Source organism: Meridianimaribacter sp. CL38 (assembly GCF_004328055.1).
In the GTDB taxonomy this organism is placed as follows: Bacteria; Bacteroidota; Bacteroidia; order Flavobacteriales; family Flavobacteriaceae; genus Gaetbulibacter_B; species Gaetbulibacter_B jejuensis.
In genome coordinates, this window is sequence record NZ_QKWS01000006.1 from 1 (window position 1) to 23,532 (window position 23,532).

General features: G+C 32.5%; 23 protein-coding genes. 12 read left to right on the forward strand and 11 right to left on the reverse strand.

The window, feature by feature from the left end; translation table 11 throughout:
* Positions 1-966 (forward strand): T9SS type B sorting domain-containing protein (locus DMZ43_RS13250; protein WP_131508844.1); only part of this gene is annotated, 966 nt, incomplete at its 5' end.
* Between the two features lie 9 nt (positions 967-975).
* The gene (locus DMZ43_RS13255) at positions 976-1,983 is read left to right on the forward strand and encodes a type IX secretion system membrane protein PorP/SprF (protein WP_129761179.1); all 1,008 of its coding nucleotides are present in this window, start codon (positions 976-978) and stop codon (positions 1,981-1,983) included.
* 144 nt (positions 1,984-2,127) lie between these two features.
* On the opposite strand, the gene DMZ43_RS13260 is transcribed toward DMZ43_RS13255, so the two are convergent.
* Positions 2,128-3,282 (reverse strand): VWA domain-containing protein, encoded by a 1,155-nt coding sequence (locus DMZ43_RS13260; RefSeq protein ID WP_131508845.1) that lies wholly within the window; start codon positions 3,280-3,282, stop codon positions 2,128-2,130.
* Positions 3,283-3,492: 210 nt separating this feature from the next.
* Between DMZ43_RS13260 and DMZ43_RS13265 the strand changes: the two genes are divergently transcribed.
* The 3 genes from DMZ43_RS13265 to DMZ43_RS13275 are packed head-to-tail and all read left to right on the forward strand — an operon-like array spanning position 3,493 to position 6,966.
* Positions 3,493-5,661, forward strand: a complete 2,169-nt coding sequence (locus DMZ43_RS13265; protein ID WP_131508846.1) for a histidine kinase — start codon at positions 3,493-3,495, stop codon at positions 5,659-5,661.
* Between the two features lie 45 nt (positions 5,662-5,706).
* The gene (locus DMZ43_RS13270) at positions 5,707-6,441 is read left to right on the forward strand and encodes a LytTR family DNA-binding domain-containing protein (protein WP_131508847.1); all 735 of its coding nucleotides are present in this window, start codon (positions 5,707-5,709) and stop codon (positions 6,439-6,441) included.
* A gap of 6 nt (positions 6,442-6,447) precedes the next feature.
* Positions 6,448-6,966 carry a gamma carbonic anhydrase family protein gene (locus tag DMZ43_RS13275; protein ID WP_129761175.1) on the forward strand — a complete coding sequence of 173 codons (519 nt, stop codon included), beginning with the start codon at positions 6,448-6,450 and terminating at the stop codon, positions 6,964-6,966.
* Here DMZ43_RS13275 and murI read toward each other — a convergent pair.
* The 8 genes from murI to DMZ43_RS13315 form a co-directional block, all read right to left on the reverse strand.
* Positions 6,963-7,742, reverse strand: a complete 780-nt coding sequence (gene murI, locus DMZ43_RS13280) for a glutamate racemase (RefSeq protein ID WP_131508848.1) — start codon at positions 7,740-7,742, stop codon at positions 6,963-6,965. The genes DMZ43_RS13275 and murI overlap by 4 nt on opposite strands.
* 64 nt (positions 7,743-7,806) lie before the next feature.
* The gene (locus DMZ43_RS13285; RefSeq protein WP_129761173.1) at positions 7,807-8,316 is read right to left on the reverse strand and encodes an OmpH family outer membrane protein; all 510 of its coding nucleotides are present in this window, start codon (positions 8,314-8,316) and stop codon (positions 7,807-7,809) included.
* A 36-nt stretch (positions 8,317-8,352) separates the two neighbouring features.
* A complete protein-coding gene (locus DMZ43_RS13290; RefSeq protein WP_131508849.1) occupies positions 8,353-9,360 on the reverse strand; it encodes an OmpH family outer membrane protein in 1,008 nt (335 codons plus the stop codon).
* Between the two features lie 169 nt (positions 9,361-9,529).
* Positions 9,530-12,073, reverse strand: a complete 2,544-nt coding sequence (bamA, locus tag DMZ43_RS13295; RefSeq protein WP_238155824.1) for an outer membrane protein assembly factor BamA — start codon at positions 12,071-12,073, stop codon at positions 9,530-9,532.
* 10 nt (positions 12,074-12,083) lie between these two features.
* Positions 12,084-12,824 (reverse strand): isoprenyl transferase, encoded by a 741-nt coding sequence (locus tag DMZ43_RS13300; RefSeq protein WP_131508851.1) that lies wholly within the window; start codon positions 12,822-12,824, stop codon positions 12,084-12,086.
* A 1-nt stretch (position 12,825) separates the two neighbouring features.
* Positions 12,826-13,515, reverse strand: a complete 690-nt coding sequence (locus DMZ43_RS13305; RefSeq protein WP_129761170.1) for a DUF6089 family protein — start codon at positions 13,513-13,515, stop codon at positions 12,826-12,828.
* Between the two features lie 88 nt (positions 13,516-13,603).
* The gene (locus DMZ43_RS13310) at positions 13,604-14,482 is read right to left on the reverse strand and encodes an NAD kinase (protein WP_131508852.1); all 879 of its coding nucleotides are present in this window, start codon (positions 14,480-14,482) and stop codon (positions 13,604-13,606) included.
* A gap of 3 nt (positions 14,483-14,485) precedes the next feature.
* Positions 14,486-15,142 carry a CBS domain-containing protein gene (locus DMZ43_RS13315; protein ID WP_129761168.1) on the reverse strand — a complete coding sequence of 219 codons (657 nt, stop codon included), beginning with the start codon at positions 15,140-15,142 and terminating at the stop codon, positions 14,486-14,488.
* A 91-nt stretch (positions 15,143-15,233) separates the two neighbouring features.
* On the opposite strand from DMZ43_RS13315, the gene DMZ43_RS13320 reads away from it, so the two are divergent.
* The 6 genes from DMZ43_RS13320 to clpX all read left to right on the forward strand — a co-directional run bounded on the left by DMZ43_RS13320 (position 15,234) and on the right by clpX (position 20,591).
* A complete protein-coding gene (locus DMZ43_RS13320) occupies positions 15,234-15,947 on the forward strand; it encodes a pyridoxine 5'-phosphate synthase (RefSeq protein ID WP_131508853.1) in 714 nt (237 codons plus the stop codon).
* Between the two features lie 58 nt (positions 15,948-16,005).
* The gene (locus tag DMZ43_RS13325) at positions 16,006-16,770 is read left to right on the forward strand and encodes an alpha/beta fold hydrolase (RefSeq protein WP_131508854.1); all 765 of its coding nucleotides are present in this window, start codon (positions 16,006-16,008) and stop codon (positions 16,768-16,770) included.
* Between the two features lie 30 nt (positions 16,771-16,800).
* Positions 16,801-17,154 carry a phage holin family protein gene (locus DMZ43_RS13330; protein ID WP_129761165.1) on the forward strand — a complete coding sequence of 118 codons (354 nt, stop codon included), beginning with the start codon at positions 16,801-16,803 and terminating at the stop codon, positions 17,152-17,154.
* A gap of 81 nt (positions 17,155-17,235) precedes the next feature.
* Positions 17,236-18,558, forward strand: a complete 1,323-nt coding sequence (gene tig / locus DMZ43_RS13335; protein ID WP_131508855.1) for a trigger factor — start codon at positions 17,236-17,238, stop codon at positions 18,556-18,558.
* Positions 18,559-18,645: 87 nt separating this feature from the next.
* Positions 18,646-19,323 carry an ATP-dependent Clp endopeptidase proteolytic subunit ClpP gene (gene clpP, locus DMZ43_RS13340; protein ID WP_129761163.1) on the forward strand — a complete coding sequence of 226 codons (678 nt, stop codon included), beginning with the start codon at positions 18,646-18,648 and terminating at the stop codon, positions 19,321-19,323.
* A gap of 35 nt (positions 19,324-19,358) precedes the next feature.
* A complete protein-coding gene (clpX, locus tag DMZ43_RS13345) occupies positions 19,359-20,591 on the forward strand; it encodes an ATP-dependent Clp protease ATP-binding subunit ClpX (RefSeq protein ID WP_129761162.1) in 1,233 nt (410 codons plus the stop codon).
* 289 nt (positions 20,592-20,880) lie between these two features.
* Here clpX and DMZ43_RS13350 read toward each other — a convergent pair whose 3' ends face one another.
* Entirely contained in the window at positions 20,881-22,401 is a 1,521-nt protein-coding gene (locus tag DMZ43_RS13350; protein WP_131508856.1) for a GH3 auxin-responsive promoter family protein, read from the reverse strand.
* 42 nt (positions 22,402-22,443) lie between these two features.
* Here DMZ43_RS13350 and DMZ43_RS13355 point away from each other — a divergent pair, with 42 nt between their 5' ends.
* Positions 22,444-23,235, forward strand: a complete 792-nt coding sequence (locus DMZ43_RS13355; protein ID WP_129761160.1) for a DUF2797 domain-containing protein — start codon at positions 22,444-22,446, stop codon at positions 23,233-23,235.
* An 11-nt stretch (positions 23,236-23,246) separates the two neighbouring features.
* On the opposite strand, the gene rpsU is transcribed toward DMZ43_RS13355, so the two are convergent.
* Positions 23,247-23,441 (reverse strand): 30S ribosomal protein S21, encoded by a 195-nt coding sequence (gene rpsU, locus DMZ43_RS13360; protein ID WP_129761159.1) that lies wholly within the window; start codon positions 23,439-23,441, stop codon positions 23,247-23,249.
* Positions 23,442-23,532 lie beyond the last annotated feature (91 nt).

The following is a 23,532-nucleotide window of genomic DNA, read 5'->3' on the forward strand; positions in this document are numbered from 1 at the left end:
GATGAAGACGTACTAGATGGTCAAGACCCATTAAATTATACAGTAACGTACTATGCGAGTTTTGATGATGCAGACGCAGGAGTAAACCCATTACCTACACTTTATGAGAACATCACTAATCCACAGGTTATTTATGTAAGAGTAGACAATGATACCACACCAAACTCTATCTGTTATGATGTGACAGATCTGACCCTTCAGGTGAATCCGTTACCAGTATTTGATTTAGAAGACAGTTATATACTATGTGTGGATACTAATGGGACAGAAGTATTAGATCCTTTAGTATTAGATACAGGACTGACCACACCAGATTACAGTTTTACATGGTATCTTAACGGAACAGAAATCGCAGGCGCTACAGAAGGTAGTTATATGCCAATAGAAGGCGGAACTTATAGTGTAACTGTTGTGGACGAAGCAACATCAACAGAGACCAACTGTGAGAATACCGATGAGACTTTAGTTATAGAAAGTGCACCTCCAACCTTGGTAGCCGAAGTGACTACACAAGCTTTTTCAGAAAATCACGTTATAGAAGCAGAAGCAACAGGACCAGGAGAGTATGAATACAGTTTAGATAACGGTCCATGGCAAGACAGTGGTTTGTTTGAAGACGTTACCTCAGGAGAACATGTAGTAGTGGCAAGAGACAAGAATGGATGTGGATTGACAGCGTTGGAGATAACAGTGTTGGATTATCCAAAGTACTTTACACCAAATGGAGATGGATATCATGATACATGGAACATTATAGGATTTGCAGGTAGAGCTGACGTAAAAATTTATATCTTTGACAGGTTTGGAAAACTGTTGAAGCAGATATCTCCTTCGGGACAAGGATGGGATGGAACCTACAATGGAAACCCAATGCCATCAAGTGATTACTGGTTTGTAGTAGAGTACGACGAACCAATTGGTGGGCAGAGAAAAGAGTTTAAAGCTCACTTTACTTTGAAACGATAATTTATTGATATGAACTTAAAAAAGTATTGTTTAATAGCAATTTTAGCATTAGTTACAAAATTTGGAGTAGCCCAAGAAGGGCTTCCAGTTTACTCAGATTATTTAACGGATAATTATTATCTTATTCATCCTTCAATGGCTGGTGTTGCTAATTGTGCTAAAGTAAGATTAACAGCACGACAACAATGGTTTGGTCAAGATGATGCCCCAAGTTTACAAACATTAAGTATTAATAGCAGAATTGGAGACTCTCCATCTGCAATTGGAGGTATTGTTTATAATGATAAGAATGGTTATCATTCTCAAACTGGAGCCTATTTTACGTATGCTCATCACATTATGTTCTCTCGTAATGAGATAGACTTAAACATGCTGTCATTTGGTTTAAGTGCCGGATTAATTCAGTATAAATTAGACGAAACTGCTTTTTTAGATGAAGGTTTTGACCCAATTATAGCAGGTATCGAGCAAAGTGCTACGAACTTTAATGTTGATTTTGGGTTCTCATATCATTTATATGATTTTTATGCGCATGCAACTATAAAGAATTTACTTAAAAATGAGGGAATAAACTTTAATGAGCAAGGATTAAGTTATGATAACTTAAGAACGTACTTGTTTTCAGCTGGACATGTTTTTGGAAAATATGGTAGTGAATGGAGTTATGAACCTTCTATAATGTTTATGTATCGTGATGCAACTGAAGAGTCATCTATCGATATAAACGCTAAGGTTTATAAAGAAATGGACTTTGGTAAAGTTTGGGGTGGTTTATCTTACAGAAGAAGTTTAGATGGAGCTGAATTTTTAGATGGTTCTGGAGTGAGCAGTCAAAAATTACAATACATTACACCATTTATAGGTGTTGATTATAACAACTTTGTATTTGCTTACACGTATTCTTACCAAGCAAACTCTGTAGTGTTTAACAATGGAGGTTTTCACCAAATTACTTTAGGGTATAACTTTGGTTGTAAACGAGAAAGATATGAGTGTAATTGTCCTGCAATTAACTAAACATAAAAAAATAAAAGTCTCGATTTTGTCGAGACTTTTTTATTTGTGTTAGTGATTGAGGTAGTTGTTGGAGCTCATCTTTGATAGCGACTACCGAAAGCACGTTGCATTGTAACCCTATAAGTTGCAATGCAAACACCATAATTACCATTTATACTTTTTGGCTTTGGCTTGTGTTTTAATGGCTTTAATCATTGCGCTTTCCAATCCGTTGTCATTTTCTTTTTGTTGTGATTGAATATACACTCTTCTTTTTTCGTTTAGGTCTTGTATGTTTTTTTGAATGTCTTCTCGCACTTGTTTTTTCTTAGTAACATAAGCCTTAATTTCAGATTTGGTTTTGCCTTTTAACTCAGCAGGTAAATCTGATTCTTTTAAATCGTCGAAACTAAAGTTTTTGTCGCTTAGAGCATCAACTAAATCCCAAGTTGAATTTAGATACAGATGAGAGCTTTTACTTACAGTTCTGCTTACAGCATTAGCACTACTGTAGCTTTCGGCATTAGTATCTTGTTCTCTTTGAAGTGCCATTTTTTCTTTACCGTAATTGCCATAAGCTACATAGGTGTTGTTAAGTTTTTGATTGAGTTTTAAAATATCGTCATCAAAAGGTGTGGCAACGTAGGTGGTTTTTATGTTGTGGTTTATTGCCATATAATCACCATGGGCTAATTCTGCACCATCTTTCCAATATCCTGAAATACCTTGGTTATAATCTCCACAAAAAATAGTGTTTATAGTTACGTCTTTATCATGAGCTAATTTTGCTGCAGTTTTATAGTTAACTCTACCTTGTGTAAAAGGTTCGTTTCCTGCAATAAAAATGAGCTTTAGGTCATCTGCATTTGAGCCCCATTTTAACTGATTTAATGAAGTTTGAATAACGTGTCCGCAGTATTCATTTCCACCATTGGTTGTTAGTGAGAATAGTTGTTTTGAGATTTCGTCTAAGTCGTTACTAAATGCTAAAACTTGTCTTATATAACCTTCATCTCCATTAAGGTTGTCGTTTCCATACTCGTAAAGTGCAATTTGTAAGTTTGGTTTGTTGTCATCACATTTTGCATAGGAAAGCTCATTAACAATTTCCCAAAGTTGTGCTTTAGCCTGATCAATCAACCCATCCATACTATTACTGGTGTCTAGTAGAAGTGCTACTTTTATAAATTGCTTACTTGGTTGATCGGTTACTTTATGTTCTGCAATTGCAAGATTGCTTTCTTTTTTAGTGTTGGCATTGCAGGAGGTAAATGCTACAATGCACAAGACTAATGCTACTGATTTTAAAATGGTTTTCATTTTTTATTCGTTTTATGATTAATGCTGTAAAGCTAGAATCAACTTTTTTACAGAAAAAACAACAATGAGTAAACACGTATTATAAATGAGTAAAGAGCTTTTAAAATTGAGTGAAACTGTCATTTAAGAAGCGGATTTATGAACAAGTGAACAGTTTTGATTTTAAATACTCAATTAAAGTATGTATGTTTATTCAATTGAATTTTTTGAATGAAAAAAATAGTAACATATTTAGTCATAATTCTATCTACTAGTTTTACCAGTTTTACGATAGCTCAGGTTAGTAAAAATAAGGTTGATGAACCAACTTTTTTAATAAGAGGCGAGGTACGAGAAAAGGCTTCGTTTGAGCCTATTGCACGAGTTAATATTGAAGTTAATGGAGGCGCATATACCATGACTGATGTTGATGGTAAATTTAGAATATATGTTAAAAAAGGTGACGAACTTGTTGTAAGGCATAAAGATTTTGAAACAGTTTACCACACTATTACTTCTGATGATAGGATTATTATTGAAGTTGAGCAAGCAGTTTCTCCTTACCAAAAGAATTTAAATAAGCGAAAAAACAATTTAGTTACTTATAACGCAATGATTGATTCGGCTTCATATTATTTAAAGAAAGATGCCGAAAAGGGGATTCAATTTGTTACTGAAGCATTAGAAAATAGTAATTCAGTAAAACAAAATGCTGAGGCTTATGAACTTCTTGCTGATATTTATAAAGAATGGAAACAGTACGATCTTGCAACTACCAATTACCGAATAAGCCTTCAAAATTTTGAAACCAATGAGGCCAAATTAAAACTAGGTTTAGCCTATAGACTAAACAAGAACTATCAAGAAAGTTTAGAAACTTTTAATGCTATTAATAAAGCAGAGTTATCAAATTATCAGTTGGTAACATTGTATGAAGGGTTTGGAGATACTTATCTAAACATCAAAAATTACAATGCTGCTATTGACAACTATAAAAACGGATTAAACGTCGCTCAAAAGCACTTAATCACTCCAAAGGTTACAGATTTAAACTCTAAAATTGCACAAGCCTATAACGCAAGTGGGCAAGTTGATAAAGCACAAGGGTTTTTCTCTAATTCACTTAATCTTGCTTCACAGGAGAATATAAAACGATCGGTTGAAGAAAAAGTGGTAGTGGCAGAGTTCAATAATCTTAATCAAAATTATACTGATGAAATTGAGCTTAGAAAACAAGCTTTAGAAGATATTGAAGACATTGCAAAAGATTCAATAATTGAAAATGAAAGTGCGATTACACCCCAAAAGCAAAACTATAAAATAGGAAACGCTTACTTTTTGAAAAAAGACTACGACAGTGCTATTACCTATTTTGAAAAGAGTATAAAAGAAGCCGATTCAAAAGAAGATTTAATTGTAAAAAAAGACGGATTAAGACGATTGTCTGATGTGTACGAAGACGCAGGCGATTATGACAAGGCAAAAGCTGCTTTTGAAGAATACACGCAAGCTGTAGACGAACTTTATATAAAAAAGGAACAGGAAATTTCCCAAATAGCACGTTTTAATAGAAACATTGCCGAAAAGCAAAACCGTATTAGTAGCTTGGAGAGTGACAGAGAACTTTCTGAAAGTAAATATCAGCTTACTATTGAGCGTAACAAGCGTCAACAACTTATAATTTACTCATTAATTGGTGGTTTGGTATTGCTGTTGGTAACGGCTTATTTTATGTTTAAGTACATCAAGCAACAACGATTAGCAAACAACTTACTCGCTTTAAAATCGTTGCGAAGTCAAATGAATCCGCATTTTATTTTTAATGCACTAAACTCGGTAAATAGCTTTATTGCTTCAAATGATGAACGTACAGCCAACAAGTATTTATCAGATTTTTCACATCTTATGAGAGCTGTTTTGGAGAATAGTGAAGAAGACTTTATTCCGTTAGAAAAAGAAATAGAATTGTTACAGCTATACACAAAGCTAGAGCATTTTAGATTTAAAGATAAGTTCGATTATAGTATCAATGTAGATGAAGCCATTAATGTTCACGATTATCAAATCCCTCCAATGTTATTGCAACCTTATATTGAAAATGCAGTATGGCATGGACTAAGGTATAAAACCGAAAAAGGACATTTAAGTATTACAATTTCACCTAAAAGCAATGACGAAATCATTATTACAATTGCTGATGATGGTATAGGACGTGAGCGTTCAAAAGCTTTAAAGACAGAGCATCAACAAAAACAAAACTCAAAAGGCATGGGTAATATTAAAAAACGAGTTGCTATTTTAAATGCTATGTATAAAGATAAAGTTGATGTTTTTATTGACGATTTTCAAGATGCTGAAGATGCAGGAACAAAAGTAGTTGTAACTTTAAAAAAGGATTGAAACTAGAAGATTTACTTCTAATTTTAAACTTCCAACATATACAATATGAAACTAAAATCAATTATAGTAGAAGACGAAGAAACCAGTAGAGACATTTTAAAAAACTACTTAAAAAAGTATTGCCCAAATGTAGACGTATTGGGTGAGGCAGCAAATGTTGATGAAGCTCTGGTACTCATTAGAAATAATGATTTGGATTTAGTGTTTCTTGATGTTGAAATGCCTTATGGTAATGCTTTTGACTTATTAGATAAAGTTGGTGATATAGATTTTGAAACCGTTTTTGTAACAGCATACAATCATTATGCTATTGAAGCTTTAAATGCTCATGCTTCGTATTATTTAATGAAGCCTATTTCAATAGATGAACTTATAAAAGCGGTAGATTATGTTACCGAAATTAAAACCAAGGAAGAAGCACTCCAAGACCAAGTTTTAGTTCCTAAAACAAATAGCGTCAATGGAAAAATAACCATTCCACAACAAGATGGATTTGAAGTTTTGAATACAGCAGATATTTTATACTGTAAAGCTGATGATAACTATACCGAAATCTATTTGAATACCGATAAAAAGAAATTGGTAAGTAAAACTTTAAAGTATTTTGAAGATGCATTAAGTGATAGTAGTTTTGCTAGAGTACATAAAAGCTATTTGGTAAACGTCAACGAGGTTACCAAATATGTAAAAGGAAAAGGAGGTAGCGTTATACTTAGTAACGGAAAGCAAATAATGGTTTCAGCATCTAAAAAGTCTGAATTGTTATCATATTTTAAATAAGAAGTTATGCCAATCATAAAACCTGTAAAAGGAAAACAACCTCAAATACCAAGCGATTGCTACATCGCAGAAAACGCGACTATTGTTGGAGAAGTTACTATGGGTAATCAATGTAGTGTGTGGTTTAATGCTGTTATACGTGGCGATGTTCATTTTATAAAAATGGGTAATAAAGTAAATGTGCAAGATGGAGCTGTAATACATGCAACCTACCAAAAGTCACCAACCACTATAGGAAATAATGTATCAATTGGTCATAATGCTATTGTTCATGGATGTACCATTCATGATAACGTACTTATTGGTATGGGAAGTATTGTTATGGACGACTGTGTTGTGGAAAGCAATAGTATTATTGCAGCAGGAGCAGTAGTAACTCAAAACACAAGAGTAGAAGCAGGAAGCATTTATGCAGGCGTACCAGCTAAAAAAGTTAAAGACATTAGTAAAGAATTAATTTCAGGAGAAATTGATAGAATAGCCAATAATTATGTAAAGTATTCTAGTTGGTTTAAAGAAGATTAAAAGTCTAATTGCTCAGCAGTATAATCACCATTTAAAAGTGTTTTCATAACACTTGTATCTGCATTACTATAAAACTCATAGTTAGTCGAAATAGGGATTTTATTGAGTAACTGTTTGGTCTCTAAAATAAATTTTGTTTGTCGTGCAACAGCCTCACCAGAGTCTATAATTTTTACATGCTTAGGAAGTATCTCAAGCAGTAAAGGCATAAGATAAGGATAATGTGTACAACCTAAAACCAAGTAATCTATATTAGCTTCAATCATTGGCTGTAGGTAAGTTTTTAAAAGCGATTTCATAGCCTCTGATTGTATTTCACCTCGTTCAATAAGCTCTACAAGACCATTTCCTACTTGTTCAATAATGGTTATGCCACTACTGTATAAGTTTGTGGTTTTATGAAATAACTCGCTTGAAAGTGTTCCTTTTGTAGCTAAAATACCTATAGCTTTTGTTTGTGTATTTAAAGATGCAGGTTTTATTGCAGGTTCAATACCAATAAAAGGTATTTGGTAGTTTTCTCTTAAAACTTTAATAGCATTTGTAGTAGCTGTATTGCAAGCTACTACAATTATTTTGCAGTTTTTTTTAAGTAAGTACTCAGTGTTTTTTATACTTAAATCTATAATTTCAGACTTGGTTTTTAAGCCATAAGGAGCGTTTTTACTATCAGCTAGATATATAGTGTTTTCATTAGGCAAGAGCAAATTTATCTCTTTCCATATAGAGGTGCCACCAACACCAGAATCAAATATACCTATAGGCTGTGTACTCATTATTACAAAAATAAAAAAGCCGCTTTTATAAAAGCGGCTTTCTTTGTGTTTTTATTAGTGATTATTAAAATCCTAACTCTTTCTTTACGTCAGGTAAAAGATTTTTTCCTTTAGATACTAATACGCCACCACCTTCACTAGCGTCTAGTACATAATCAAAACCTTGAGCAGCAGCAACTTTTTCAATAGCTTCTTTAGCTTTAGTGAAAATTGGCTTTAACAATGCAGCCTCTTTTTCAGCAAGATCTTTTTGAGCTTGCCCTTGGTACTGACGAATACCTTGCTCCATAGTTTGAACTTCTTCAGCTCTTTTCATGTTCTCTTCTTCAGTTTTAGTTTCAGCTTCAGCATTGTATTGCTTCATTTTGTTTTGAAGTTCTGTTGCCATTGTTTTTATCTCAGCCTCATAAGTTTTAGTAAGCTTTTCAATTTCAGCTTTAGCAGCTTTCATTTCTGGCATATCTTTAATTAACTCATTTGTGTTAATATGAGCAACTTTACTTTGCGCTACTGAAAAAGATGTAGCTCCTAAAAAAAGTATAGCTGCAAATAAAAGGGTCTTAAATTGTTTCATTTTTAAAGTATTACGTGTTATAATTATTGTTTGCTTTTAGTTATTATCATTGTCACTAGGTACAGAGTCTTTTTCTTTTTTCTGTTCCTCTCGTTCTTTTTTAGCTTTTTCTCTATCGGCTATTATTTTTTTTCTTCTTTCTTCTAATGCCTTTTTTCTAGCTTCTCTATCTGCTATTTTTTGTTGTCTTTTCTCTTCGGCAATTTCAGCAGCTGTTTTACCAGTTGTATCTCCATCAGTCTTTACACCTTCTTTTTTACTGTTTTTGATACTATCGTTTTTAGCTTTTGCTTTAGCGCGTTCTTCTAGCATTTTTTCTCTTTTAGCTTGTGCTGCAGCTTTTATTGAATCTCTTCTAGCCATTTGCTCTGCTCTTCGATCTTCAATTGCTTTTTCACGAGCAGCTTTTTTCTCTTCTAGTGCTTTTTCTCTTGCTTCTAGCTCTTCATTTATTTCAGGAACTACATCTTCATCTTCAGCAGCTCTTCGTTCAGCTTTGTTTTGAGCTTGAGTTCTTTTTGCAGAACGTGTAATACTTCTTATTACAAGTTCACTAATATCAAAACGTTCAGCAGAATAAAGCATAACTACATCAGCTGATTTGTCAAATACAAAATCATACTTTCTATTAGCAGCTATTTCTTGTACAGCTGCAAAAATTTGATCTTGAATAGGCTGAATTAACTGTCGCTTTTGAATCATTAAATCACCATTTGGACCAAAACGTTTTTGTTGGTAATCTAATATTTCATTTTCTTCAAAAGTAATATCTTCCAAACGTTCTTCATACAGTTCTTTTGTTAAAAGCACACGCTCATTATTAAGCTGAGTCTTTTTTTGCTCAATCACATTAAGACGTTGGTCAATTTCGGTTTTCCATTGTTGTACCTTTTTGTCTAACTGTAATGTTGCATCTTGATATTCTGGAACGTTTTGTAAAATATATTCGGTGTCTATATAGCCAATTCTAACACCACGTTGCGCATTAGAATTAAGGCTTATAAGACCTATAATTGCCAGTAAAAAAAGAACTTTATTTTTCATCTGTTATATTTTTGATTTATTGAAAACATCTATAAATTTAAAATGACAGATTTTATTTGTTATTCCGTCATTTAAACTAATATTATTCAAATTAACGAAATATATTCTTAAAAATTTTAACACTCTAGTTAAAACCTTCAAAAGGATATTAGAAAATATCGTGCCAAAGTTAAAATTGCTGTCCAATAATAAAGTGGGTTTCCCATCCATTTTTAGTAGTTTCTCCTGGAAGAGCATCAAACCCGTGTCCGAAATCAATACCTAATAATCCAAATGCTGGCATAAATATTCTTAGACCAAAACCTGCAGATCTGTTAATGTTAAAAGGGTTATAATCTCTAAAGTTATCAAAAGAAGCACCACCTTCAATAAATCCTAATCCATAAATTTTAGCCTGTGCACCCAATGTGATTGGATAACGTATTTCCATAGAAAACTTATTGTAGATAGTTCCTCCATCAGTAGATGATAATGATTGGTTAGGGTAACCTCTAAGCTGAACAACTTCTCTTCCGTCTAAAGAGTAGTTACCTAAACCGTCTCCTCCTAAGAAGAAGCGTTCAAATGGAATAACACCTCTATCATTATTATATGCTCCTAAGAAACCAAATTCTAAACCAGACTTTATTACTAGTTTATCAACGATTCTTGTATACCAATCTCCTTTAAACTTTACTTTGTAAAACTCTAACCAATTATAACGCTGTTGGTCAATTTCGCTAATTCTAACTGAATCATCTTCATCAGTTGGATCTAAGCCATCTCTTTCTTCTTTTAAGGCTTTATAATCTACATTGTTAAACAAAGAATATGGTAAAGATAGTTTAGCAGAAACTGCAAAATTTGAACCTCCCATTGGATATATTGGGTCAGCAGTTGTGTTATTTCTACTTAAACCAACAGTATAGGCTAAGTTGTTTGAATAACCGTCACCAAATGTAAATAATCCTGTGTTGTAATTTTTTAGGTTATAATGCTGAAAGCTGATTGCTTGAGATAAATGGAAATAATCATCAGGGAATGTTAAACGTTTTGACAGACCCACTGAAACTCCTGTTATGTTAAAACGTCTGTCTTTATCAGCATCTCTTGTCACTGCATTATATAAAAACTGTTTAGTATGAGATATAGATGTTGATAATTGTAAAGGACGTTTACCACCTAACCAAGGCTCAGAAAATGAAAAACTATAGGTTTGGAAAAATCTACTTGCTTGTAGTCTTAAAGCTAAACTTTGACCATCTCCCATTGGTACAGGTTTGTAGGCATCTTTTTTAAAGATATCTTTCATTGAGAAATTATTGAAAGACAATCCTAAAGTACCAATGAAGCCTCCACCACCATAACCACCTTGTAGTTCTATTTGGCTTGATCCTCTCTCTACAACTTCATATTCAATATCAACAGTACCATCTACAGTATTAAAATTTTTCATGTTAGGAACTAGTTGTTGAGCATCAAAAAATCCTAATTGACCAAGCTCTCTAATAGTTCTAATTACATTTTGCTTGCTGTAAAGTTGACCTGGCTTAGTTCTAAGTTCACGATAAACTACATGGTCGTTTGTTTTGTCGTTTCCAGATACTGAAACGTTATTAAAATATGCTGGTTTACCTTCAGAGATTCTAATTTCCATATCAATAACGTTACCGTCAGCACTTACTTCAACAGGATTTATTGTTGAGAATAGGTAACCATTATTTTGATATAGGTTTGTTAAATCAATAGCATCAGGTTTAGTATCGTCAGCAATACGTTTTCTTAATTCAACACCATTGTATGTAGAACCTTCTTTTATCTTAAGCACACTTGCTAATTGCTGGTCAGTATATACACTGTTACCAACAAAGGTTATTTTACCAAATTTGTACTGTTCTCCTTCTTCTACATTTATATTTAGAGAGATGGTTTTGTCATCATTAATAATTATAGAGTCAGATAGTATACGAGCATCTCTATAACCGTTTTCTTTATACTTATCTATAATACTCACAAGGTCTTCTTTGTAATCTTCTTGAATGTATTTAGAACGTTTTAATATACGTATTGGGTTTTTTTGCTTAGTATTCTTCATGGCTTTTCTTAGCTTTTTATCAGCTATTTTTTCATTGCCTATGAAGTTGATTTTTTTGATTTTTACCTTTTCACCTTTATCAATTTTTATTGACATGTCAACTCTACTTTTTTGAATAGAGTCAATTACTTCTTTAGTGTTTACAGTAACTTTTGTGTTTAAGAAACCGTTTTTCTTGTATTTATTGGTAAGGTAATTTCTTGTTGTAGTAATTAAGTTTTCAGTAACCTTAGCACCTTTGGTAAGCTTGTTTTCAGTAATAACAGCTTCTTTTTTAGATTTTTTAATACCATCAATAGTTACTTCGTTAAGTTCTGGTAAGTCTTCTAAGTTTATTTCTAGATAAGCAGTGTTTCCTTCTAGTCTTACAAGATAAATATCAATACTGCTAAACAAATTAGAACCCCATAACCTTTTAATAGCGTTGCTTATTTTTTCACCAGGAATTACAATTTCATCACCTTTATTTAATCTTGAAAATGAAATAATGGTTTGAGAACCAAAACTAGTATTACCAGTTACGGTAATATCTCCAATTATGTACTTTTGACCTGTGTTGTAAGTTGGCTCTTGCGCTATTGCTACACTTGAAAAAAGAAAGAAAAGTGCAATAAAAAATATATTAGTAAAGGTTTTCAAGGGTAGTTTTTTAGCTAATTTGTTCACTTGTTTTTCCAAATCGTCGTTCTCTATTTTGATAATTAATCAAAGCTTCGTAAAAATTTTGTTTTTTAAAATCAGGCCAAAGTATATCGGTAAAATACAATTCGGCATAAGCAATTTGCCAAAGAAGAAAATTACTGATTCTTTGCTCACCGCTGGTTCGAATCAATAAATCTACGTCAGGTAAATTTTGCGTGTAAAGATGCTTATTTATAATTGATTCGTCAATATTTTCAGAAGAAATTATATTATTTTTAACTTTATTTGCTAAATCTTTAATAACACTCGTTATTTCTTCTCTAGCGCCATAGCTAAGGGCTAGAGTTAATGTCATTCTAGAATTATTTTTGGTTTTTTCTATAACATCTAACAGTTCGTTATGTGCTTTTTTTGGCAAATCATTAAGATTTCCGATAGCATTTAGCTTTATGTTGTTGTCTTGAAGTGTTTTGATTTCCTTTTTTAAGGATTTCACTAATAACTTCATTAAGGTTTGAACCTCAACTTTTGGTCTGTTCCAGTTTTCAGTAGAAAAAGCATATAGGGTTAAGCAGTTTATGCCTAACTCAGCACTGGCTTCAACAACTTCTCTTACAGATTTAGTACCGTTTTCATGACCAATTACTCTAAGCATTCCTTTTTGTTTTGCCCAACGACCATTACCGTCCATAATTATGGCAACGTGCTTAGGAAGCTTATCTGTAAGTATTTTTTCTTTTAAACTCATACTAAAAATCGCAGTAACAAGGTCTTCTACCAAAAGTATATGTTAACGTAAAACCAGTAAAAACATACCAATCGTTACTATTGGTGTTTCCAAAAGATAGTGGGTGTTCGTTGTCAAAATCAGGAACACTTCCATCTAACTCATCAGAAAACGTATAGCGTGCGCCAATTTCTGCACCTAAAATAAGGTGATCTGTTAAGGTTGTTTTTACGCCCAAAACCATAGGTATACCAAAAGCCCAACTGTAAGTGCCTTCTCCAACTATTTCTCCATTATTGTCAAAATAAAAGTTGCTATGTCTTCCAGATGTAATTCCTGTATATAAATATGGTGTGGTTTTATTATCGTATTCATGCAAATTAAAATCAAAAAACGTAAACTCCATTCCTGCTGAAATTTCAAATATATTATTATCAAAGGAATAATCACGCTCTTGTCGTCTTGGATCGTCAGATTTAGCATCGATACCTTCCAAACCAGCATAAATTACTGATACTCTCCATGAGTGCCTTGGGCTTCGGTTCCATTTTAAAATAGCTCCAAAAGCACTTTGGTTTGGTGAGATATAATTAGTTTTACCAACGTCTCCAATAAAATTACTTCCTCCTCCAAACACGCCAATTTCATAGATTTGAGATTGAGCCGTTTGCGAGAAAATAATACTAAATAAAATTATGGTTAAATACCTCATAAATTTTTAAAAGTTTGCAAATATAGTAAATTGATTAGCCTATAACAATTTGTATTACAGATAAACAGTAATTATGAGGTTTTATTGTTTAATTACGCTTGTCTTCTCCCCAAAGCATCTTTTTTCTGAGTGTATCAATAAAGCTTTCATCAAGCAGTTCAACCATTTTTATTTTAAAGTCGGCTTTTTTTATGGTAACAATTGTTGAATTGTGAAGTGTTGCAATTCTTGAATCTAACGAAATTAAATAGTGGTCTTCTCTTCCGTCAATTTTTAATTGTATGTCAGTGGTGTCAGGTATAACAAAAGGTCTTGCGTTTAAATTATGAGGCGCAATAGGTGTTATTACCAAATTGTTTGCTCCAGGCGTTATTACTGGTCCTCCACAACTTAGTGAATATCCAGTAGAGCCTGTAGGTGTTGAAATTATTAAACCATCAGCCCAATAAGATGTTAAGTACTCATCGTCTAAATGTGTTTCAACAGTAATCATAGAAGTTGTGTTTTTTCTACTTACTGCTATTTCATTTAATGCAAAATTAGTTTCCACTAAATCTTTGTTTTCTGGTAAAGTGGTAACGCTTAATAATGTTCTTTCAGAAATTTTATAGTTGCCATTTAATATTTCGTCAATGGCATGTTCAATTTCATTTGTTTGAATAGTAGCCAAAAAACCTAAGCGACCTGTATTAATGCCTACTATTGGGATTGAAAGATCTCTTACATGGGTTATAGCACGTAAAATGGTTCCGTCACCACCAATACTTATTAAAAGATCGTAACTGTTATCTAAGGTTTTAAAAATCTTAAACGCTTTTATGTCTTTTTCGTTTTCTTCTTTTAGAATGTTGAAGAAATCCTTTTCAATGTATACCTCAACTTCTTTTTTAGACAGAAAGCCAAACAAGGTTTCAATACTCGATTGCGTATTGTTATGATAATATTGACCGTAAACAGCTATTTTCATTGACTATATATTGAGGTATTTTTTTAAATATTCTGAACGCTCTTTAAGGTTTTCAATATAAGTGTCTTCTTCATGTCCAGAAACTATATTGTAGCTGTACCTTCTAAAGGTTTGCATCACATCATTTAAGCCAGCGTTTCCAATTTTTAAAGTGATTTGAGCAACATCACTTTCAATTTTAGAAATAAAAGCACCTAAAAGTTTAGCATCATTAGATTCAATAATTTGGCTTATTTCACTAAAAGAATAATCGTTTATGCCTTTTTCAATAATTAAAATTCCACCTGGTTCAGCAAAAAAAGGAGTTTCGTTAAACAAGCCAATAATGTCATTTAGTTCGTAATATCCTAAATAGGTGTTCTGCTCATTAAGTACTGGCATAATATTGCACGAATTTTGAGCAAAAGCCTCTAAAACATCTAACCAAGTAGTAAAAGACCTAACAAAAAAACCTTCAATAGCATAGTTGAATTCTGATATTTCTTTACTATTATCAAAACAATGTACGTCAGTTTCAGAAACACAACCCAAATAAACACCATCATTTTCTACAGGAATATGAGAGTAGGTTAGTTCATTAAACAATAACTTAAAATCACTCACTTTGTCATGAATGTTTAAAGGTTTAATATCGTTTATGATGTATTGTTGTAATGGCATTTTTGCAAATTTTCTTATTGCAAATTAATTAAAAATAACTACAAAAAGCACTAAGTAGTTTGTATTTTTGCTAGTCCAAAAAATAAAGTCAATGACAAAGTTAAGTGTAAATATTAATAAGATTGCTACGTTACGAAATTCTAGAGGAGGCGATGTTCCTAATGTGGTTCAGTTTGCTAAAGACGTACAGCGTTTTGGCTCTCAAGGAGTAACAATTCACCCAAGGCCAGATGAAAGACACATTCGTTATCAAGATGTTTATGATTTAAAACCAGTGGTGCATACTGAGTATAATATTGAAGGAAACCCAATCCAAAAATTTATTGATATCGTTTTAGAAGTAAAGCCTACACAAGTTACTTTGGTTCCTGATGCTGATGATGCAATAACTTCAAATGCAGGTTGGGACACTATTAAGCACAAGGAGTTTTTAGTAGATGTTATCAAAGAATTTAAAAACAACGGAATACGAACATCAATTTTTGTAGATCCTGAGCTAAAGCAAATTGAAGGTGCTAAAGCTACTGGTACTGATAGGATTGAGTTATATACCGAAGCTTTTGCGCATCAATATAGTTTAGGTAACGAACAAGCAATACAACCTTATACTGAATGTGCAGTTTTAGCAAATGAATTAAATTTAGGTGTTAATGCAGGACACGATTTGTCATTAGAAAACATTAAGTTTTTTAAAGATAACATACCAAACCTTTTAGAGGTGTCTATTGGACATGCATTAATTGCTGAAAGTCTTTACTTAGGAATAGAAAACGTGGTGCAAATGTATTTGCAAAGACTTAAGTAATTATAACTTTTTTGTCGGTTTTAGCGTAGGCGAGACCTCTCATTATAAAAACGAAAATATGAAATTACACTCCAATATATTAGGTCAAGGAAAGCCCTTTGTTATTCTTCATGGATTTTTAGGAATGAGTGACAACTGGAAAACACTTGGTAAAAAATTTAGCGAAGAAGGATTTGAAGTTCATCTTGTAGACCAACGAAATCATGGTCATAGTTTTCATGATGACAATTTCGATTATGAAACCCTGTCAGAAGATTTGCGTAATTATTTTGAAGCGCATAATCTTTCAGAAGCAATTGTGTTAGGGCATTCAATGGGAGGAAAAACAGCAATGCTATTTGCAACACAAAACCCAAATTTGGTTTCAAAATTAATAGTTGCAGACATTTCTCCTAGATTTTACCCAATACATCACGATGCTATTTTAGAAGGATTAAGCAGTTTAGATTTTTCTGAAATTAAAAGTAGAGGAGCAGCCGATGAACAACTAGCAAACTATGTGTCTGATTTTGGAACACGTCAGTTTTTGCTTAAAAACTTATATTGGAAAGAAAAAGGTCAGTTAGCATTACGCATGAATCTTCAAGTGTTAAAAGAGAATGTTTCAGAGGTTGGCGAAGCATTACCGCTTCATGCAAAGTTTGAAAAAGAGACGCTTTTTTTAAGAGGAGACAAATCTGAATACATCGCTTTACAAGACGAAACTATCATAAAACAGCATTTTTCTAATGTAAACATTGTAACAATTGCCAATGCTGGACATTGGTTGCATGCCGAAAACCCAGATGATTTTTTTAATGAAGTTATGCAATTCATCATTTAATATTTGTAACTTTAGTAAAAACATATAATTATGAATCTCTTATTTAGATTATTATTAACTGCTGTGGCAGTTTTTGTCTTGGCGTACTTTTTACCAGGAGTAGATTTAACAGGAAACCAATTTGTAACAGCACTTATTGTGGCTGTTGTTTTGGCGGTTTTAAACCTTTTGGTAAAGCCAATTTTAGTTATTCTAACTTTACCAATAACAGTGGTAACCTTAGGCTTGTTTTTACTCATTATTAACGCGTTAATAGTACTTTTAGCAGATAAACTCATTGATGGTTTCGCGGTAAATAGTATCTGGACAGCCATTCTATTTAGTATACTTTTGTCGATACTTCAATCTATACTACATTCTATTTTAAAAGAAGATAAAAAATAGTCTGAATTTCAACATCTTAAAAACTTTGTTGGGTTGTAAAAAATATGTACTTTTGCAACCCAATTTTTATTTGATTCTATAATGAATATTACAAGAGAAAACATTGATGCATTAAATGCTGTTGTGAAAGTAGATATCGCTAAAGAAGATTACAGCGATAAGGTAGAAAAAATCCTTTCAGATTACCGTAAGTCGGCTAACATTCCTGGATTTAGAAAAGGACATGTGCCAATGACAATGGTGAAGAAGCAATACGGAAAAGCAGTTTTAGTAGATGAAGTTAACAAGCTTTTACAAGATGCTTTAAACAAGTATTTAACTGAAGAAAAACTAGACGTTTTAGGTAACCCATTACCAAAACCACAAGACGATTTGGATTGGGATGCTGATAATTTTTCTTTTGAGTTTGAATTAGGTTTAGCACCTGAGTTTGAAGTAAACTTAAAATCCAAAAAAGCAATTACACAATACAATATTGTTGCTAATGATAAAATGTTAGACGACCAAGTTGAGCATATCAGAAAGCAGTATGGTAAATTAGTATCTCAAGATACTGTTGCTAAAGATTCTGAAATTACAGGTGTATTTGTAAACGAAGATAAAGAAATCAACAATACAGCAACTATTACTTTAGATAAGTTTAAAGGTAAAGCAACCGAAAAGAAATTTGTAGGTTCTAAAGTTGGTGATGTTATTACTTTAAAAACAAAAGGATTGTTTAATGACGACCACGATTTAATGCACTTCTTAAAAGTATCTCATGATGATGCTCACGGATTGGACATTGAGGTAACATTTACAATCAACGAAATTAATACTCGTGAGTTGGCTGATTTAGACCAAGAGTTATTTGATAAATTATTTGGTAAAGATGTAGTAACATCAGTAACTGAATTAAAAGAGAAAATAAAAGTAGATTCTGAAAAGCAATTTGCACAACAAGGTGATCAAAAATTACTTAACGATGTTACTGAGTATTTAGTTGAAAATACTAAGTTCGATTTACCAGCGTCTTTCTTGCAAAAATGGATGCAAACTGCAGGTGAAGAGCAAATGGATGCAGACCAAGCTAAAGAAGAGTATGAAAAGTCTGAAAAAAGCATGCGTTACCAATTAATAGAAGGTAAACTTATTGAAAAGCACAACCTTCAAGTAACGTTTGATGATCTTAAAGCACATGCAAGAGAAATGATTAAAGTGCAAATGGCGCAATTTGGTCAAATGGATCCATCAGATAAAGAACTAGATGATATTGCTGCTCGTATTTTATCAAATCAAGATGAGGTTAAACGCTTGTCTGAGCAGTTAATGAGTCAAAAACTGTTAAACCTTTACAAAGAAGAAGCAAATCTTAAAGTAAAAGAGATAACTTACGATGATTTTGTAAAAGAATTTTACAGTTAAGCATTACAGAATAAATGATTATATTTATAGCGTAAAACTGTGAGGTTTTACGCTTTTTTTTTACTAAATAATTTATTGAAAAAATATATGGATTTCGGAAAAGAATTTGAAAAATTCGCAATAAAAGACCAAGGTATTAGCAGCACATATTACAATAAGATAATTAGTAGTATGTATCCTACAAACTTAACGCCTAATATTATTGAAGAGCGTCAAATGAATATCGCAATTTTTGATGTGTTTTCTCGTTTAATGATGGATCGTATCATCTTTATGGGTACAGCTATCAACGATCAAGTAGCAAATATTATTCAAGCGCAATTATTGTTCTTAGAAAGTACAGATGCTTCTAAAGACATTCAAATATATATCAATTCACCAGGAGGAAGCGTATATGCAGGTTTAGGTATTTATGATACTATGCAGCTTATTAAACCAGATGTAGCTACAATATGTACAGGTATGGCAGCATCAATGGGAGCAGTATTATTATGTGCTGGTGAAAAAGGTAAGCGTAGTGGATTAACACACTCAAGAGTGATGATTCACCAACCATTAGGAGGTGCGCAAGGTCAAGCAAGTGATATTGAAATTACAGCGCGTGAGATTTTAACCTTAAAAGAAGAACTTTATAAAATTATTAGTAAGCATTCAGGTCAAGATTACGACAAAATTTACGAAGATAGTGATCGTGATTACTGGATGAAAGCTGATAAGGCTAAAGAGTATGGAATGATTGACGAAGTATTAGGTTCAACCAAATGATCATTTTCATAATAGTTTAAGAAAATTAATAGCACATGGCAAAGGAAGAATTAGAATGTTCATTTTGTGGTAGGAAAAAGCCAGAAACCAATCTGTTAATAGCAGGATTGGATGCGCATATATGCGATAGGTGTATTGAGCAAGCTCATGGCATTGTACTAGAAGAATCTAAACAAAACAATAATGCTGAGTTATCATCTGAATTGATGTTGAAAAAACCTCAACAAATCAAGTCGTTTTTAGATGAATACATCATTGGACAAGAATATACCAAAAAGGTAATGTCTGTTGCAGTATACAACCATTATAAGCGTTTATTGCAACCACCAAGTGACGATGATATTGAAATTCAAAAGTCAAACATCGTTATGGTTGGTCAAACAGGAACAGGAAAAACCTTAATGGCTAAAACAGTTGCAAAAATGCTTAATGTACCATTAGCAATTGTTGATGCTACAGTGTTAACCGAAGCAGGTTATGTTGGAGAAGATGTTGAAAGTATTTTAACACGATTATTGCAAGCTGCTGATTACAATCTAGAGAAAGCTGAAAAAGGTATTGTGTTTATTGATGAAATAGATAAGATTGCTCGTAAAAGTGATAACCCATCAATAACTAGAGATGTCTCAGGAGAAGGTGTTCAGCAAGCTTTATTAAAACTCTTAGAAGGAACAGTTGTTAATGTGCCACCAAAAGGAGGTCGTAAGCATCCTGACCAAAAATTTATTGAAGTAAATACAGAACACATATTATTTATAGCAGGAGGAGCTTTTGATGGTATTGAAAAGAAGATTTCAAAGCGCCTCAACTTAGCTGCTATTGGTTATAAGGCAGTACAGGAAGGTGTAACTTTAGATTCTGATAATTTATTGCAATACATTATTCCAAAAGATTTAAAAGACTTTGGTTTAATCCCTGAAATTATAGGTCGTCTTCCAGTGCTTACGTATATGGATCCTTTAGATGCTAAAACATTAAGAGCTATTTTAACTGAGCCTAAAAATGCCATTATTAAACAGTATAAAAAATTGTTTGAAATGGATGAAATTGAATTTACAATTACTGATGGTGCTTTAGACTATATAGTTGAAAAAGCTATTGAGTATAAATTAGGAGCTCGTGGTTTAAGATCATTATGTGAAGAAATTTTAACCGATGCAATGTTTGAATTGCCAAGTGGCACAGAAAAGAAACTTAACGTTACAAAAAGTTACGCCGAAGATAAGCTCACCAAAACAACATTAAAGAAACTAAAAGCAGTTTCCTAAAAAATAAAAAGCCACTCGAAAGAGTGGTTTTTTTATTCGGATTATTTGGTAATTAATAATTGCAATACAATTTTTTTATCTATTTTGATATAATTGATCTTGCTTTGTGTGCTATTAGTTAATCAAAATTTTAAAAAGGGGTTTTTGATTATCGAGGTGTAAATATAACAGCATTAATGTAAGATAAAAACTACTTTTAGTAGGTTTTGGATAAAGGTCTCTAAAAATTCGTTATGATGTTTTTAACATTGTCGTTTATCGGATTTATTCGCATCGACTTACCGTTCGTCTAAGAAGTGCCATTCAAAGAAAGTAATTCATCAATGTATTCTCTAGTGTTTGAAAGTCTAGGAACTTTGTGTTGACCTCCTAACTTATTATGTTGTTTTAACCAATCGTAAAATAAACTTTGACGCGCTACATGTATTTGCGGTTTATTAAGCGTCATGTTGTTGTAACGTTTAGCTTCGTAGTCAGAGTTTAATGCTTTAAGTGCATTGTCAAAGAGTTCGTTAAAGTAATCGATGTCTTTTGGAGGCGTTTTAAATTCAATTAGCCACTCATGAGCTCCTTTTTCTTTGCCTTTCATAAAAATAGGAGCAGCTGTATAATCAACAATTTCAGCTTTGGTTTTTCTACATACTTTTTTAAGTGCATCTTCTGCATTTTCAATAATTAATTCTTCACCAAAGACATTAATATGATGTTTTGTTCTTCCGGAAACCTTAACTCTGTATGGATTTATAGAAGTAAATTTAACCGTATCACCAATTTTATAACGCCATAATCCTGCATTGGTAGTAATAATAACTGCGTAGTTTTTGTCTTTTTCAACTTCGCTTAGCGGAATTATTTTTTCTTTAGGAGTTCCGTAAGTATCCATTGGGATGAACTCATAAAAAATTCCGTAGTCTAGCATTAGTAGTAGCTCGCTTGAATTGTTTTGGTCCTGAATAGCAAAAAAGCCTTCAGAAGCATTATAGATTTCGTAGTATTTAAAATTCTTATTTGGAAGTATGCTTTTATATTGATCTCTATATGGTACAAAACTTACACCTCCATGAAAATAAACTTCTAGATTTGGCCAAATTTCAAAAATGTTCTTTTTCCCAGTGGTTTCTAAAATGTTGTTAAGCAGCACAAGCATCCACGAAGGTACACCAGCAAGACTTGTTACATTTTCATTTATGGTTTCGTCAACAATGGCTTGCATTTTTACTTCCCAATCACTCATTAAAGATACTTTGCTACTAGGTGTACTGCTAAATTCAGCCCAAAAAGGCATGTTGTCAATTAATATAGCAGAAAGGTCGCCAAAAACAGTTCCGTTTTCTTTATAAAGTTCTTTACTACCTCCAAGTCTTAGACTTTTCCCTGTAAAAAGTTGAGATTCTTCGTTATTGTTGAGGTACATGCAAAGTAAATCTTTACTCGCAGCATAGTGGCAATCTTCTAAAGATTCGTAACTAACAGGTATAAATTTACTTTTAGCATTGGTAGTTCCGCTAGATTTAGCAAACCACTTTATAGGACTAGGCCAAAAAATATTATGCTCACCATTTCTGGAACGTTCAATAACTTGATGATAATCCTCGTAGGTTGAAACCGGAATTCTTTCAGCAAAAGTGCTGTAATTTTTAATCGACTCAAAGTCGTATTTCTTCCCTATTTCGGTGTCTTTAGCCATAGTAACAAGCTCTAAAAGCAACTCGTTTTGGACTTCGTTAGGATATTTTAAAAACAGTTCAATTTGATGAAATCGCTTTTTTAAAAACCATGAAGCAATGGAATTTACTAAAGGAATTGGCATATTTGCATTATATTTATTGAACTAAAAATAATACTTTTTTTTATGACCTACCAAGGTGTGTTAACAAAAATGGAAAGCGAATATGCTAATCCTATTCAATATTATTTGGTATTTGAATCTGACTTTTTGAATATGAACCAGTTGTTGGATAAAACTATTACCATTCAATTTATAAAATACCAATGTTTAAATTGTGGTTTAGATAAACCTATTTATAGACAAGGGTTTTGTAAAAGCTGCTTTTTTGATATTCCACAGGCTGCGGATTGGATTATGCGACCAGAATTAAGCACTGCACATTTAGATAAAGAAGATAGAGACTTGGAGTATGAGAAAAAAGTGCAATTGCAACCACATATAGTGTATTTGGCAAACTCAAGTAATGTAAAGGTAGGAGTTACTAGAAAATCGCAAGTGCCAACACGATGGATTGATCAAGGCGCTCATGAAGCTATTGAAATCGTTGAAGTACCTAATCGTTATTTAGCAGGTATTACCGAAGTCGCTTTAAAGGACCATGTAAGTGATAAAACCAATTGGCGAACCATGTTAAAAAACGAAATAGTTGATGAAAACTTAGTAGAATGGCGTGAGCGATTAAAACAATACATTCCTGATGAAGCCAAAGATTATTTCATCGAAAGTAATACTGAAACCAATTTAGATTTTCCTGTAATTAAATACCCTGAAAAGCCAAAGAGCTTAAATCTTTTAAAAGCTAAAAGCTATACAGGAACTTTAAAGGGTATAAAAGGACAGTATCTTATTTTTGAAGACCAAACCGTTTTCAATATAAGAAGTAATGAAGGGTTATTTGTAGGTATTAGCGTTTAAGCTAGTATCTACTAATATTCTTCTTGATCTCTTAAATGCTGAATGTAAGAGGCTTTTTGAATTTCGCGTCTGCGTTTTACAGAAGGCTTTGTAAAGAATTGACCATCTCTTAGGTTTTGCATAATCTTTACATTTCTGTGTTTACGCTTGTAGCGTTTTAAAGCACGCTCTATACTTTCTCCTTCTTTTAGTACAATTTTTATCATTCTTTGTGTTTAAATGTGAACCTACAACTTAACTTTTTTATTGAGTTACGCAAGAAAATACTTGTTTCTTTCAATAAAAATTAAAAAACAC